Genomic DNA, 15,748 nt, shown 5'->3' on the forward strand with positions numbered 1-15,748 from the left:
GTTTTAGTAAAGTGAAATTGAATCTTCAATCATTTTTATTATTACTCTAAATGAAAAACTTCTTTCAATACAATGGCAACTGGCGAATTATCAGGATTTGTTTCCATTATATCTCTCATATAAGCCCACCATTTTTTTACAACAGGATGATTTGGCAGCAATTTTTCATCAAAATCAGCACTTGTTTTTTGTACAGCAAAAAGCGTCAGTGTTTCTTCGTCCAGAAAAATACTGTAATCCTGTACTCCTGTGTCTGAAAGCAAGGTTGCTAATTCTGGCCAGATTTCATCGTGCCTTTTTTTATATTCTGCTTCAAAACCTGGTTTTAGTTTCATTTTGAAAGCATTCCGAAGGATTGTATTATTTTGCATCTTTTACTGTTTTAGATTGGTGTGCTATTTCTTTTTCTACATTACTTTGTACTAAAACAGGCAGCCAGAAAAGCAAACTGTACGATTAACACGAAGTATTGTAGGTTGCTTTTGGTATTCAATTTTGTTTGTTTTTTCAAATTGATTAGGTCGCTTTATTTATTTTATTCAATATTAATGAATCGATTATTTATTTAGTTCCTTTTTTGTAACTATTACAAATCAATATGTTACACTTAAAAAAATCAGTTAATCAAATTTTAAATTTAAAACACTAATTCCTTATTCGCATCCTGTGCTTTCTTATTTATTAAAGAATTCTGGCAATTAAAAAAGAATCCGTCTCAAAACGATTGAGACGGTTTCTAATAAAAAAACATACTGTTAATAGCCTGGATTTTGCATTGCGCCTTTTTCCTCTGGTGTTAATGGTTTCCCACTAGAATAAACACCATCCAGAAACGTTTGCGGAATTGGTCTCAGGAGATGAAAATCCTGAATATTAGCCGCCGCTTCAATATTATAAGCTCTTGCTCTCGCTATTAAAGTTTTGGTTCTGCTCAAATCTTCCCAACGATGAAACTCTCCAACAAGTTCTCTTGTGCGTTCATTTAGAATTAAACACAACATTCGGTCATAATCACTTCCATACCCTAATTTTGCAATTACAGCCATATCTTCTAAAGGCAAAGCTCCAATACTATTAATTGCTAAGCTTGTTGCTGTGGTTGAAACGGCAATATTATTAGATTCATAATAAGAATTTTCAGGAATATATGAAATTGGGATTCCAGCCTGACCTGAAACCGTCCATGCGGCACAACCATCAACATACGCTGCACGATTTTCTCCTGTTTTATATGAAGCACGAGTACGAACTGTGTTAATGTATGGCAGCGCATCAGCAAATGATGCAGATCCTATTTTTGCCAATTTTACTTTTGCTTCAGCAGCCATCAAATAGGTTTCGGCAGAACGTGCCAATATCATGTCACGTGATCCTTTTGTGTTACTCAAATCTATTCTGTTACCATCAAGATGTTTACTTAAAGACGGAAATCTTACATCTGCCATTAAGCCAACTTTGTCTGCTGCGTAAGCTACATATACGCTTGGAATTGTTTTTCCAGTTTTTGAATATACTATTGCATCATTATTTTTAGTTTTGGCAAATCGTGTATCACTTGCCTTGTTGACAATGTACATTATCCCAAGATCTCCATTGACATAATAATTTCCTGACTTATTATTGATAATACTTTTTGTTTGAAAACTTTTCCAAAAACGGGAATCGTTTACCTGATCAAAAACATCATAAACAAAATAAGTGGGTGCCAAACGACTGAAAGGTCTTCCTCCTGCAAGGTTACGTTTCATTTGAGGTAGTTGATCGTAAGTAGATAAAAAATGTATATGCTGTTGATTTCCTCCTGTAGTTAAAGTACTTGCATTAAACTGAGCTGATAAAATTAATTCAGGAAGTTTTTCATTTACACCATCAGCAACTGTATAATTCCATAAATTATCAAAATTTGCAGCCAATGGGTGACGTGAAATTACCTCATCAGACAAGGCAACTACCTGCTGTAAATCAGTCAATTTTGTAGCTGAATTCCAATTGTCATTAATTTCGCTGGCACGAGCTAAATAGGCTTTGGCTAAATAATGTGCTGCAGCATCTTTTGTAATTTTAGCCGGAGCACCTGCATTGCTTAATAAATTATAGGCTTGGGTAAAATCAGCAATTACCTGTGTTAAAATTTCTTGCGGTGTGGCTCTTTTAAATTCTAATTGAACGGTAGAACTGGTTTTTAAATTTAACGGAACACCACCATACTGACTTACCAGTTTTAAATAATTAAAAGCTCTCAAAAAATATCCTTCTCCTAGTGCTGTTTTTTTTATGGCATCGTTGGTAGAAACAATCTCTGTAGCTGCTTCAACTAATTGATTTGCATTTCCGATTCCAATGTACAAATTGTCCCAATTGGTATTTGCTGCCACCGTATTTGCATTCGAAACGGTTACAAAAGCCTTAAAACCCGATGAATAAGAATTCCAAATCCAGTTGGATGGATCTCCTCCCGCATGAAATTCATCTGTCCCTGATTCCGTTGCTGTTAATGGCACTTCACTTGAAAATTCTGCGGCAAAAACCTGATAGTAAGTACCATTGGCCAGGGCCTGAATTCCGGCTTCGGTTTTGTAATATTCTTTACTGTAAGCTGTTGTCAATTCTTCGTCCAGAAAATCTTTACTACATGAGGTACTGTCTAAAGCCAATGCAACAATCAACATCAAACTGATATATCGTTTTTTATAATTTTTCATAATGATTTTTTTTAATTTAATTTAGAATTCTACATTTAAACCTAAGGTCAAACCTCTGTTTGAGGCTGTGGTCTGTGTATCCAAATCAGTCCATTTCACTTTAGTGAAAATCATACCCGGATTCGTTGCCTGACAATAGAGTCTCAGCTTAGTAAGCCCCAGTTTTTGTGCAAATTCTTTATCAAAACGATATCCTAAAGAAATGTTTCTCATTTTCAAAAATGAACCATTACGATATCCTAATACAGGAAAATAAGGATCTCCGGTACCGGCAGAATAGATTGGTTTTTGATATTCGGCATTTATATTATTATCGGTGTAATAATCAATTGCTCTCTGGCTTGCTTTTGCCCCTTCATTTTCTCCTAAAGTATCATATAAATATCCCATACGACCATAAATAAAGAAAGACAATTCTACATTTTTGTAAGTAAAAGTATTGGTTAATCCTACGATATATTTTGGGTCTTTAGAACCTATAATCACACGATCATTGTTGGCATCAATTTTATAATCCCCATTTTGATCTACTGGTCTTGCATTACCAAATGAAAAGATATTAGAACCGGCAGCAGCATTGAATTTAGCCATTTCTGCCGCATCTTCAGGTTTCCAAATTCCGTTTGATGCAAAACCATAAATTACATTTTGAGATTCACCAATAAATAAATTGTTGTTGATGTCATCAAATTTTCCGTTTTGCAACGATACAATTTTGCTTTGTTGATAGGAACCACTAAAACTGGAAGTCCATTCAAAATTTTTAGTCGTTATGTTTACTGTATTTAAGGTAAGCTCTACTCCGCTTCCCTCTGTTTCACCAATATTTTGATAGGTATCTTTAACACCAAGAACGGTAGGAACGCTGCTTTTTAATAATAAATCAGTTGTTTTACTGGTATAATAATCTAAAGCTCCTGAAATTCTATTGTTAAACATTGAGAAATCAATACCATAGTTAAGTTGTGTCGTTTGCTCCCATCCTAAATCTAAATTCCCTAAAGAGGTATTATTTACCACACCTGATCCGTTTGGATAAACGATTCCAATTAGCGGTGGCTGAGTAGCGTAAGCTGGTACCGCAGCGTTTCCTGTGACACCGTAACCTACCCTGACTTTTAACTGGTTGAGCCAGGATACATTTTCAAGAAACTTTTCTTTGTTCACTACCCATGCTAAAGAAGTACTTGGAAAAAATGCCCATCTTTTCTCTGATGCTAATTGAGAAGCGCCATCAAAACGACCTGATGCTGTCAATAAATATTTGTCAACAAAACTGTAATTTACTCTTCCCATGTAGGACAATAAACCTGTATTTGTTAAACCTGACGAATATCCTGCAAGAGTAACATTAGCAGGATTTAGAGCATTCCATTTGTTTGCCGGATTTTTTATATCATTGGCAGACATTGAACTATTTTCGTTGTGATATTCTGTCTGGCTCATCAATAAGGTTGCCCCAAAATTATGTCTTCCGTAAGTTTTATTATAAAAAATCAAGTTATCTAGTGTATATGAGATTGATTTTTCATTGGCTAAAGATGCAAAACTGGTTCCGGAGCGAATTGCTGATTTACCATCTAAATAAACACCATCACGATACGAAGTGATATCGGGACCAAAATTAATACGGTATTTTAAACCTGTCAGTTTAGAAGATATTCCTCCCAAATCAAACTGCGCATATAAACTACCAAAAGCACGCAATGTTACCCGTTGATCCTGAGACAATTTGTACTCATCAACCGGAGTCCTGATTGTAGAATCCCCACCCGGATTATCAATTCTGTTTCCGTTAGCATCATAAGGAACGGCATACGGAAGATTGGTTCTGGATGTTTCATATATTCCACCAGAACTTGTTACTGCAGTTCTTCCTATGTTTGATTGTCCGTATTCATTTACACCATAACTTGTATTAAGACTAACCCCCATCTGAAACCATTTTGTTGGTGTGATATCAACATTGGCAGTTCCGCTGTAGCGCACATAGCTCTGTCCAAATAAAGTTCCGGTATTGTTTAAATATCCAAATGAACCGTAGGCTTTCATTTTTTCAGTACCACCACTCACAGCTATAGTATGCTGTTGGGTAATTCCGGTACGGGTAACAAATTTGCTCCAATCTGTGGTAGCTACTTTAGAACCATCAAAAGTGGCTGATATATTTCCGTTTGCATCTGTCCAGCCTTTTTCAATATTTGCCCAGGCAGAAGGATCTGCTGAAGCCAGGAAAATTAATTTATCATTTTCAATCGTTGGAGCATCTCCTTTTGGAAACGCGCCAGGATTAGAATAATATCTTCCCCAACGGCGGAAATCGATATATTCTGCCGAGTTCATCATTCGGGCATTTTCATGAATGGTTTCTGTTACTATTGAAGTATCATAATTCAAAGTAAACCTTCCGTTTTTACCTTTTTTTGTTGTTATAATAATAACCCCATTGGCACCACGAGAACCGTATATTGCGGTAGCCGAAGCATCTTTTAGTACATCGATTGTTTCGATATCAGTAGGATTTAAAAAATCTATTCCGCCTGAATTGGCATCAACGCTAATTTTTCCTGTCGATGCATCTGTTACTAATCTTGAGTTTAATGGAATACCATCAACTACATAAAGAGGCGCATTTGATGCCGAAATAGAACGCGCTCCACGAATGGTTATACTCCCAACAGTTCCTGGTCGTTCTGTTGACGACACATCTACACCTGCAGCTTTACCCTGCATGGCCTGAACTGCGTTTACTACAGGTCTGGAAGCAATTTCTTCTGCAGTTACACTTACAATGGATCCGGTAAGGTCTTTTTTCTTTTTTGTACCATATCCAACAACGACCACTTCCTCAAGAGAATTATCATCTTCTTTTAAAACAATATTATAAACGCTTGAATTTCCAACGGTAATTTCTTGTTTTTTAAAGCCAATAAAACTATAAACAAGAACATTTCCCGGAGAAGCATTGAGAGAATAACTTCCGTCCAGATCAGTACTAACACCATTCTGACTTCCTTTAATAAGTACATTGACACCCGGAATTGGTAGTCCGGAAGCATCTTTAATAGTACCTTTAACTACTTTGCTCTGCGCATAACCTGATGCATGAAAAAATGCTATCATAGCCAACAAAAACAGAACGCGAAATTTGTTTTTCATAAAAGTTAAAATTTGGTTAATTAATTAGTTAACTCAAATTTATACAGAAGTTAATTCCGTACCGTCCTGTAGTATCCTGTGAAATCATCAGTAAAATTCTAACATACAGAGTTTTACAAATTTTTGTCAGCTGTTTTTTAACCAAAAAATTCTTTAACCAACTGATTTACAACCAATAGATGATTACTCAATCATAAAAATATCATATTAAAAACTTTATTTACTTACTACTAAACTATTAATATTAATTTTCACAAAAAATAACGAATTAAAAACAAAACAACTAAATTCCTTACTGATCTATTTTTGAACCAAACAGGATGCTACAGGATAGCAATCTGATATAATATTTTTACTTTATTAAAATGGTCGGTTTTTTATAGTTGCATTTCAACAAAAGAACCGGGCTTACACCAGATAAAATACGAGTAATACAATTGGGCAATTACGGATTATTGAAATAGAACTTTATGAATAAATTAAATTATTTGAGACTGCTAAAAACCGTATTTCTTATACTATTTTTTTTAATGAGCATTCTTGCTTTTCCACAAAAAAGGGAAATACCAAACGAAACATTGGTTAGTATTTATCCGGATGGCTATCTATTTTCTTATTTTAAAGGAAACGGTGAAGATGGATTGCATTTTGCCTACAGCGAAGATGGCTATAAATGGAATGCTTTAAAAAACGATACTTCTTTTCTAACTCCCGAAGTAGGAAAAGACAAACTTATGAGGGATCCCTGTATTATAAAAGGCGGCGACGGTTTATATCATATGGTCTGGACGGTGAGCTGGACGGATAAAGGAATTGGTTATGCCTCGTCTCAAGATTTGATTCATTGGTCGAAACAGGAATTTATTCCGGTGATGGCTCACGAAGAAAAAGCACGAAATACCTGGGCTCCGGAAATTACCTATGATGATAAATCGAAAACCTATATGATTTATTGGGCGTCGACAATTGACGGAAAATTTCCTGAAACCAAATCAGATGATGAAAAAGGGTATAACCATAGGATTTATTACACCACTACAAAAGATTTTAAAAAATTTGCCAAAACAAAATTACTTTATGAACCTGGTTTTAATGTCATAGACGCTTCGATTGTAAAGCAAGATGAGGGGTATGTTATGTATCTAAAAGATGAAACGCGTAATCCTGTTCAGAAAAATTTAAAGACTGCATTCAGCAAAAAACTAACAGGTCCGTATAGCAAAGCCAGCAAACCCATCACGGGAAATTATTGGGCAGAAGGCCCAACAGCACTCGAAATTGACAACAATTGGATTGTCTATTTTGATAAATACACCATGAAGAAATATGGTGCAGTAAAAGAAACGGCTAATGGCTGGGAAGACATTTCGGAACAAGTTAGTTTTCCTGCCGGAACTCGCCATGGCACGGTGATAAAAGTTAGTGCCGGGGAAATTGCTGATTTGAAGAAGGAGTGAAATTTGTATTTTAAATTACTCTTTAAGATCTCTATTTTTAATAATATCTTTTACGTTCTTGTTTTTTGCTGCGCTATCATTTTTCAAATTACAAGAAGTAATTACCAGACATATAATAGTACTATTTTTGATTTCATTTGGTATAAATTACATGAAATCAAAAGATCCATTTGGAGTACAAATGGATCTTTTTACATTATTTTTTATTAGTTAGCGAAGCTTTGTAGTCACTATAATCTTTTTCATCTTCTTTAATACGTTCTTCTCGTTGAGAAACAACACTCGCTTTATCCTTATGATCACTCCAGGAAAGATATAAACTGTCATAAGCCTTTCCTCTTGAGAGAAATTCCTTAGTTCGTATAAGTTTGCCATCAGTATCGTAATACTTCCATGGCCCTCGCTTTTTTGTTAAATAATATTTTGAACTTGAGTTTTCAGAAATTTTATCAATACTACCTTTTTTTACGTAGATATAAACCCCACTTTCTTTTAATTTTCCGTTATCATAAAAATAATCCCAAGTGCCAACTTTCAAACTATCCTGAAATGCTCCTAATTCTTTCAGTTGACCATTCTTATAATAATATTTCCAAAGCCCTTTTTTCCTGTCTGATGAATACCCTCCTTCTGACTCTAATTCTCCAGTGATATAAAAATGTTTCCAATCATAATTTTTAGCCTTACCTTCAGAATCACTTTCTTCTATCCCAATAGCTCTAATATTTTTTGTGTGAGGATAATAAAAAGTATCTTTATTTTTTAAATAAGCTTCCCTATCCTCTTCTCTTTTCTTCCTTCTTATTCTTACCTCCGATACATCTTCTTCTTTTATGTAACTTCCTGGGCTACTTCCATCAGGAGTATTATTTAGAAAATAACCTCTTATCCAAAAAATTTGATTGCCAAGAGTAATCCCAAATTCTGCTTTACCCATTCCTGATATAATTTCTAAATACTCAGAACTATATTCTTCCCAATTGAGAATATTTATTTTGTTATTTTCCTGAGTCCATTTACCAGAATGACTACGTTTAATCGAACCTTTTTTGTAATAATGAAAAAAAGTACCGTCTTCTTTAAAATCGATATAATGCAGAGCCTTTTCGTCTTCGATGTTATAGTATTTTCCTAAAACTTCTTTCTGGCAGGAGGTTAATCCGCTGATAATTACGAAAAATAATGCAGTGATTTTTAATCTCATTTGGTTTAAATTTCCTGCAATTTACTATTTTTATGGTAATTTAAAAGTGAAATAAATTCTTTGTACTATAGTTGATAATTGTTTCTCTTTCTCTCCATCATTTTTTCTATTTCTATTTCCAACATTCAAATGAATCATTAATGATTCTCTTGATGTTTTATTATAAATATATCCTTCTAATTTTTTATTTTTCACACGTACTAATGCAAAAGCACCACCTATAAATATTTGGGCCAGATTAGAATCTAAATGTTTGTCAAAACTTTCAATATCATAAATTGAAGTTGGACTAAGTTCTAAATCAAGTTTTAAATCTTTACTATCAGGCTTACTTACAAAATCATAATTAGTTTGTCTTAATAATTTTAAAGTTTCCTCCATGATTTCATCAATCATTCGGCCTTTTAAGAGAGCTTGTGCAAATTTATGTTCATAATAATCAAAACTGCGAGTTTCAAGTCCTTTACCTGTTGCAAATTCATAAATTAAAATAGCAACTGTTGCTTCATAACTTTTTTTAAATAATATTTTCTTTTCCTGTTCTCCCAGTTTCTCCACTCCTGGATAGATACGTTTTGCCGTTTTAACTAATGCATTTACCGCTATTTCGTCAGGCAGTTTTTTTACTTCTTCTGTGAGGGTATTTACTATTTTCTCTAATTCTTTTGGTATCTTTACTCTTAATTTTTCACTTATCTCATTAATTTCACTCATATCAGCATATAATTGTTCAATTAAATTAGCATATTCTTTATTGTCAAACCCCGTTATTCTTGTTGCTTTAAATTCTTTTTTAATCTCAGCGTAGAGTTCTTTCAAATCATCATAAATTATTTTCTCGATAGCTAATGCTGAATTTGAAACTTCATTACCAATATTTGTTAACGAATTCTTGATTTCTTTTTTAATATTAGCTAATGAATTTTTAATTTCTTCAACAGTAGCATTTTGTACATCATCTCTAACTTTAGCAACCTCATCTAAGCCAGAGGAAATATTGTCAAAATTTTTATTTATTCGCTCTAATCGCTCTAATAATTTATATTCTTTTAAATATTTTGGTTTTTCTTTTACTGCATTTTTTTGATCAATTATAAAATGATCGCTTGTCCTGATGTTGCTTTGTTTAGGATTTTCAAGTATTTTGTCAATAGTATTAACTTTAAAAGTATCACTCAATCTTAAATAATACAATTCTTTTACCATTACCTGTCCCAGTTTTACCCTATCCTCATATTTTGCAAAATTGAAAATTACTTTACCATCTTTTGTAAAATGATTTTCCATAATATCTTGCATAATATCGGGAGCCATCCAATGGGTAAAATTCTCATTGATCTCTTTAATAATACTATCAAATTCTTTATTTCCACTAGATGATCCTTCTTCTAATGCTTTTTTTAGTAAACTATTATTTAAATCCTTGAAAGAAGAATTTATATAATCCTGAACGAGAGACTGTTCAAATTCTACCAATTTTAAATCTAACTCTTGTTTAGATAAATTTTTAAAGCTTTGTTTATTTCCTAAGGCATCCACAAATTCACCACTTAATTTTCCTTTGCCCTCTAAAAGTAGTTTTACATTATTCATATTATCAGAAAACAAATACTTGTTTCCCTCTTTTAAGAACTCATCTGTGTTATCAGACAAATACCAAAGGTTAATCATTTCAGCGGATCCTAGTGCAATTTCGCCATCTATCGCTTCTTTTATTGAACCTACCGTTACTCTGGCCGCAGCATCAAACCATTCAGATATTATACCTCTCGTCTTTAGATAAGTATCTACGAATTGATAATAAGCGTGACGCTGTCCAATCGTGTTGTAGAAATAATGCTGCTCGTTTATAGTATTATACAATGAAGCTTTCCAGAAAGTAGACCCTTCTTTGGTTGGATTATTGATTCTGTCAAAATCATACCATTGCCCTTCTTTTAAAGCAGGATATTTACCTTTTTTATCTATAACTATTTCGCCTTTACCATATTTAACCTCTATATTATCTAATAAACTTCCTGACCAAACAAAATACATCTGCTCTACTCCAATGTCAGGATACATTTTCTGAGGACTCAAGTTTAGATATATTTTTTTACTGGTTTGAATTGTTATCCTATCTGGTAAATTAGGAAAGACTGACTTTAATAATAAAAATAACTCATCGTGTTCTGAAAATAATTTTTGAATATTTACATCAGGATTTCTTATTTCTTTGATCATTCTTTTGTTATATCCTTTCAAATTTTTATTTTTTACATCATCAGATAATTGCAATAACTTCAAAACCATCAACTCACTTGCATCTCCCCAATTTATGTTATTAATTGTAATCTCATCAATTGTCGCGAGACGCCACTTTTGCAAATCAAAATACATTTTTCCAAAACGATCGTGATCTTTTTTACCAACAAAATTTTTGGCAGTCGCTCCTTCATCAAAAGCTTTAGAAATGTTTTTCCAATACGCTGTTTCGACAGTATTATTTGCTACGATCGCAGCCTCTAATCTCTTTTTTATTTCCGTTTTAACGACTTCTGTTTTTGGCTCGTTGTTATTTGTCTGAAGTGTCTGAGGAACTGTTAACATCTCTTGCGCGGCAACACTTGCATAAGTTTGCGTCGTTATTCCGGTGCTAAAATTGAGCGTATTATTTTCTGACCCTGATGTCGGAGAATTAGTGTTGTCTGAAACGGCAGAACTCTTTGTTGTTCTGTCAGTGGTATCATCAGTAACGCCTCCTCCGATTAGAGCGTTTGAAATGGATGTTGTTGCCGAAGGAATAATACCCGATGAAACACTCAGATTTGACATTGTTTCCCCGGTAACCAAAGGAGTATTGCCAATCGACAGTGCTGTTTCTTTGATTTCAGCAGTGGTATCGGTGGCGCCTCCTTCGGTAGAGGAAATAGAATTGTTGGCAACAGCAGCAGCATTTTGTTTTTTTTGCTCCTGCCATTCCTGTACTATATCTTTTTGCTGGCTCATTTCTTTCGAAACTTTGGCCAGTTCTTTTATGATGGTTTTGGTTAAATCTTCTGAGCTTTTTATATCAGCACTATTTTGTATGGAAAGATTGAAATTATGGATTGCATTTTTACTCATCGCTTGGTGTTTTTCTGGGTGTAAAAATAGTATCAATGTTTGCGATTTTTAAATTTCAAGACACGTGTATTCAGTAGTTTCAGCAAGTTATCGTTTTACTGAAACTACCGAATTCACCAGACTTTTTTTAGTTTATTTTGTATTCTTCTGTCCTACTTTTACACCCTCAAAAAACAAATACTGATGTTGTTTTTATCGAAAAATAACTCGAAAAGACTTTGCTTCTTTTCCAAAAAAAATAATCAGCACACTATATATTAATCACCCTAAAACAGCAGCCATTATGGATTATGTATTATCAACAGGCATGGCAAAAATGCCCAAAATCCCAGACAAGAATAATTCACGACTTTTCTTAATCACACATTTAGAAAAAAGATTTGAGACAGGGAATTTAATCCTACCCTAGATTGACGGGTTAACAAAACCAAAATATCTATTATTCGTCTCCATACTTAAGAAGGTTCAATTTATCAAAATCAAATAATTACATCATTTTAAAAGAAAAAAATATGGCTTTACAAACATTAAATACCATAAAACAATGGTTCAAAACGGGTTTAAAACCAACACAAGCTCAATTCTGGGATACCTGGGATTCGTTCCGACATAAATTTGACAAAATCCCTGTAAAAGAGGTTGAGGGACTAGACGAATTACTCTTATCCAAAGCTGACAAAACTGTTCTAGATCATCACCTTGCTGATAAAAATGCTCACGCACCACAAGTAAATACGGATTGGAATAGTGAGTTCGGTTTTAGTCAATTACTTAACAAACCTGAATTTAAAACGATCAATGGAGAGCCATTGACAGGTGATGGAGATATAATTATTGAAGCAGGCGGATCCCAGGATTTACAAACCACTTTAGCCAATGGTAATGAAACCACAAACGGCATAATGTTTAACGATGACTATTATAATTGGTTAAAAACAAGCATAGATTCGAGATCTATACGTTTAACAGATAGTAATTCAGATATGTTAGTAGCTATTGATTCTGCCGGTGTTGTTACACGAGATGATAGTCAGCATGTTTCACTAAATCCTCAAGGTATATTTTTTAACAGAGACACTGCTGAATCCTATTTACGAATTAATACATCTTCTACAGGCGTTAGCACAGTAAATTTACCTGCAACTGAAGGTGCAGAAATTACATTAACTGCTACAGACGATTTTAAAACAATCAACGGAGAATCTATTATTGGAAAAGGCAATTTAAACATTGAACCTCAAGGTCTAAAATCCGTTTTAGATGCAGATCCTACTGCTTCTTATGGCCAAAGTAAAGCAACCCTAATGGGTGATTACGGTACTTCGAAATATAACGAGATTATCGTTTCTGATGAAACCGAAAAAACAGGTATCTATCAGTTAAAAAATCAATTATCATTTGACCATACTGTATTAGATTCTAATGACATAGGAAATATAACGCTTTCAGAAGGCAATGTTATATTGACCAGATATAAATCTGATAATCAGACTATTGTCGATATATCTGATCCCGTTGCTAATACTCAATTAAGATTTCCGGCAAAATCAGAGGAAGGTAAAACATACACGATAGCTACTACAGAAGATTTTAAAACTATTAATGGAGAATCTATTGTAGGTTCAGGTGATATCCTTATCAGTGGAGGTGACGGAAATATTCCTACCCTGCAAGAAGTATTAGACAAAGACAGAAATGCTACAAATGCAAGTATAAATTTACTATCAGAGGAGGGAGAATCACAAACCACTGTACATGAAGGAGGTCTTAACATATCTGAAAAAACAGAAACAGGTTTCCTGATTACAGATATCAATAAACTGGGAGTTTCAGTAAGTAAAGATGAAGAAACTACTTTCGCAAATATATCAGCTGATGAACTATCTTTAAATAAAAATCTATCCGGAAATCCGGTTAAGCAAGGCATTGTATTAAATGAGGATAGTGCCGGAACGTCTACTATTAAACTGCCTCTGACTTCAGATGGGGATGTAAAAACCTTGGCTACAACAGAAGATTTTAAAACAATTAATGGAGAATCTATTGTAGGAGAAGGAGATATTATTTTGAGTGAGGGGAGTCAAGATTTACAACAAACCATAGACAATGGATCACTCGCCGTATTTAATGATAGTAAGCAATACGTAGCAATGTTTAATGAAGGAGCTCCTACTTCTTTTGGTATAGGATCATCAGATGGTACTTATCATTCAACTTTAATCATAAATCCAGATCTTCCATCTATACAACAATCCTCTAATAATGGAGATATAGCTTATGTGGGGATATCCAAAAACAAAATTATATTATCAGAGAGTCTATCAGCTGGTATTACTAAAATAAAATTTAATCCCCCTACAAGTATTTCAACTTTAAATTTTCCTGCTCCATCTGAAGATGGAGAATACACACTTCCTCTAAGGATTAATGGACAAGTTGCAGATAAGTATGGTGATGTAACGATTCCTACAGGTGGTGGATCACAAACATTAGATCAAGTTTTGGCTGCTGGAGACGAAGCAATTGGAAAAAGTTTTGTTATTAAAGATCAAAACATATCTGTAAATAATAATGTTTTTGTAAGTCCACAGTCTATTCATCTGTTTAGTGAGGATAAAGATTTTTTTATGACTTTAAATAATTTTGGTATAAGTTCATTATATGGAGATCAATCAAAAGGGCTAAGGTTAAAGAAAACAGGTCTTAACTTTTTTGAGTATGCTGATGGAGGAGTAGATTGTACTTTGATTCAAAATACAGAATCAAGCGGTTTGTCGTCAGTAGTAATGCCTTTAATGCTTGATGGAGAAACAAAAACCTTAGCTACTACAGATGATTTCAAAACTATCAATGGACAATCTATTATAGGAGTTGGTAATATCGCTGTAGGAGGAGCCACTCTAGATGCAACTACTGCGGTGAAAGGTATTGTGAAACTTACCGGAGATTTAGGAGGTACAGCAGATAATCCTACAACGCCTACAGCGGTTCACAAAACTGGAGGTTTAGCTGAATCAATAAACGGATCAAAAACATTTACTAACATACTTGGCATATCCAGTAATACTTCGGGAATAGACTTCGCAAGTCCTTCATCCTATACAGGTAGTTCTACGCCATTTTTAAATAATAGGGGTGGATATTTACAGCTTGTGGGGTCTACAGGAGGAACGGGTGGAGGAGGTTTAGGTTTAATGTTAGATACATCATTAATAGGAACTACAGCAAAAAAAGTACAATTCCCTAATAAAAATGGAGTTTTGGCGATGGTTTCCGATTTGCCAGTTGACCCAATTACAGGAATGGGAAACCCGAACTCTATTCCGAAATTTACAGTGGCCGGAGTTTTAGGTAATAGCACTTTTTCTGAGGTAGCCGGGTCAGGTTTTATAAATGGTGACTTTTACATAAATCCTTCTTCTGGTGGTAAATTAACATTTCAAAAATCATCGACACCTTTTGGAGCAATAGGCAATTCCTTAAAAGTTGTATCAGGTGGTGTTTCTGATACTGATTTAAACGCATACGTCTACGGAAATAATCCTTTTGGAATATGGACGAACGGAGTAAAAAGAATGACAGTTGACGGAAATGGAAATGTAAGTATCGGAAATTTTAATCCTACAAATTACTCAGGATATAAGACTTTAACAATAGGAGACAATGATAACGCAAGAAGTGGGTTGTTGAAATTTAAAGGTGGCTATAACTTAGGGGATGGAGCAGAGATTACACAAACGAATGGCGGAGATTTTTTATTTAGCCTTAATAGCAATAATACACCTTTTTCAATTAGGTCAAACGGCAATGCTCAGTTTACAGGAACTATTTCCACAACAGGTATCGTATCTGCTACTATATCTGGAGATGATTTAGATACTATATTCTCTGGGATGCCTGACAATTCTACAAAAACACTTTCCGTAAGTTTTGGCTCATCGACTTTAAATACTCCGTCAGGAACTAACGCTTCGTCTGTAATTATTACAAAATCAGATTCAGGTAGCGGATCAATGCTTCTTACTGACTATCAAACAAATAAAATGTATTCAAGGGCTAGATGGGGTACTTGGTCTACGTGGGTTGAAAAATAATAATAATAATAATAATGATTAAATAAA

General features: G+C 34.0%; 7 protein-coding genes. 2 read left to right on the top strand and 5 right to left on the bottom strand.

What is annotated here, in order from left to right:
- Positions 1-41: 41 nt before the first annotated feature.
- The 3 genes from rhaM to NJT12_RS12380 all read right to left on the bottom strand — a co-directional run bounded on the left by rhaM (position 42) and on the right by NJT12_RS12380 (position 5,861).
- The gene (gene rhaM / locus NJT12_RS12370) at positions 42-371 is read right to left on the bottom strand and encodes an L-rhamnose mutarotase (RefSeq protein ID WP_271336225.1); all 330 of its coding nucleotides are present in this window, start codon (positions 369-371) and stop codon (positions 42-44) included.
- 384 nt (positions 372-755) lie between these two features.
- Positions 756-2,702, bottom strand: coding sequence for a RagB/SusD family nutrient uptake outer membrane protein (locus NJT12_RS12375; protein ID WP_271336226.1), 1,947 nt, complete (start codon positions 2,700-2,702; stop codon positions 756-758).
- 21 nt (positions 2,703-2,723) lie between these two features.
- The gene (locus tag NJT12_RS12380) at positions 2,724-5,861 is read right to left on the bottom strand and encodes a SusC/RagA family TonB-linked outer membrane protein (RefSeq protein ID WP_271336227.1); all 3,138 of its coding nucleotides are present in this window, start codon (positions 5,859-5,861) and stop codon (positions 2,724-2,726) included.
- Positions 5,862-6,331: 470 nt separating this feature from the next.
- Here NJT12_RS12380 and NJT12_RS12385 point away from each other — a divergent pair, with 470 nt between their 5' ends.
- The gene (locus NJT12_RS12385; RefSeq protein WP_271336228.1) at positions 6,332-7,318 is read left to right on the top strand and encodes a glycoside hydrolase family 43 protein; all 987 of its coding nucleotides are present in this window, start codon (positions 6,332-6,334) and stop codon (positions 7,316-7,318) included.
- A gap of 196 nt (positions 7,319-7,514) precedes the next feature.
- Here the strand turns inward: NJT12_RS12385 and NJT12_RS12390 are convergent, their stop codons facing one another.
- Together NJT12_RS12390 and NJT12_RS12395 are read right to left on the bottom strand one after the other, a co-directional pair.
- Positions 7,515-8,522 carry a toxin-antitoxin system YwqK family antitoxin gene (locus NJT12_RS12390; protein ID WP_271336229.1) on the bottom strand — a complete coding sequence of 336 codons (1,008 nt, stop codon included), beginning with the start codon at positions 8,520-8,522 and terminating at the stop codon, positions 7,515-7,517.
- Positions 8,523-8,552: 30 nt separating this feature from the next.
- Complete coding sequence (locus tag NJT12_RS12395; RefSeq protein WP_271336230.1) at positions 8,553-11,627, bottom strand: hypothetical protein; 3,075 nt, start codon at positions 11,625-11,627, stop codon at positions 8,553-8,555.
- Between the two features lie 512 nt (positions 11,628-12,139).
- Between NJT12_RS12395 and NJT12_RS12400 the strand changes: the two genes are divergently transcribed.
- Entirely contained in the window at positions 12,140-15,721 is a 3,582-nt protein-coding gene (locus NJT12_RS12400) for a hypothetical protein (RefSeq protein ID WP_271336231.1), read from the top strand.
- Positions 15,722-15,748: the final 27 nt, after the last annotated feature.

It is taken from the genome of Flavobacterium azizsancarii, from assembly GCF_027980145.1.
Lineage (GTDB): Bacteria > Bacteroidota > Bacteroidia > Flavobacteriales > Flavobacteriaceae > Flavobacterium > Flavobacterium azizsancarii.

Bases quoted from the DNA above. Each gene is read 5' to 3' on its own strand.
- NJT12_RS12400 (WP_271336231.1), top strand. From the start codon at position 12,140: ATGGCTTTACAAACATTAAATACCATAAAACAATGGTTCAAAACGGGT.
- NJT12_RS12395 (WP_271336230.1), bottom strand. From the start codon at position 11,627: ATGAGTAAAAATGCAATCCATAATTTCAATCTTTCCATACAAAATAGT.
- NJT12_RS12375 (WP_271336226.1), bottom strand. From the start codon at position 2,702: ATGAAAAATTATAAAAAACGATATATCAGTTTGATGTTGATTGTTGCA.
- NJT12_RS12380 (WP_271336227.1), bottom strand. From the start codon at position 5,861: ATGAAAAACAAATTTCGCGTTCTGTTTTTGTTGGCTATGATAGCATTT.
- NJT12_RS12390 (WP_271336229.1), bottom strand. From the start codon at position 8,522: ATGAGATTAAAAATCACTGCATTATTTTTCGTAATTATCAGCGGATTA.
- NJT12_RS12385 (WP_271336228.1), top strand. From the start codon at position 6,332: ATGAATAAATTAAATTATTTGAGACTGCTAAAAACCGTATTTCTTATA.
- rhaM (WP_271336225.1), bottom strand. From the start codon at position 371: ATGCAAAATAATACAATCCTTCGGAATGCTTTCAAAATGAAACTAAAA.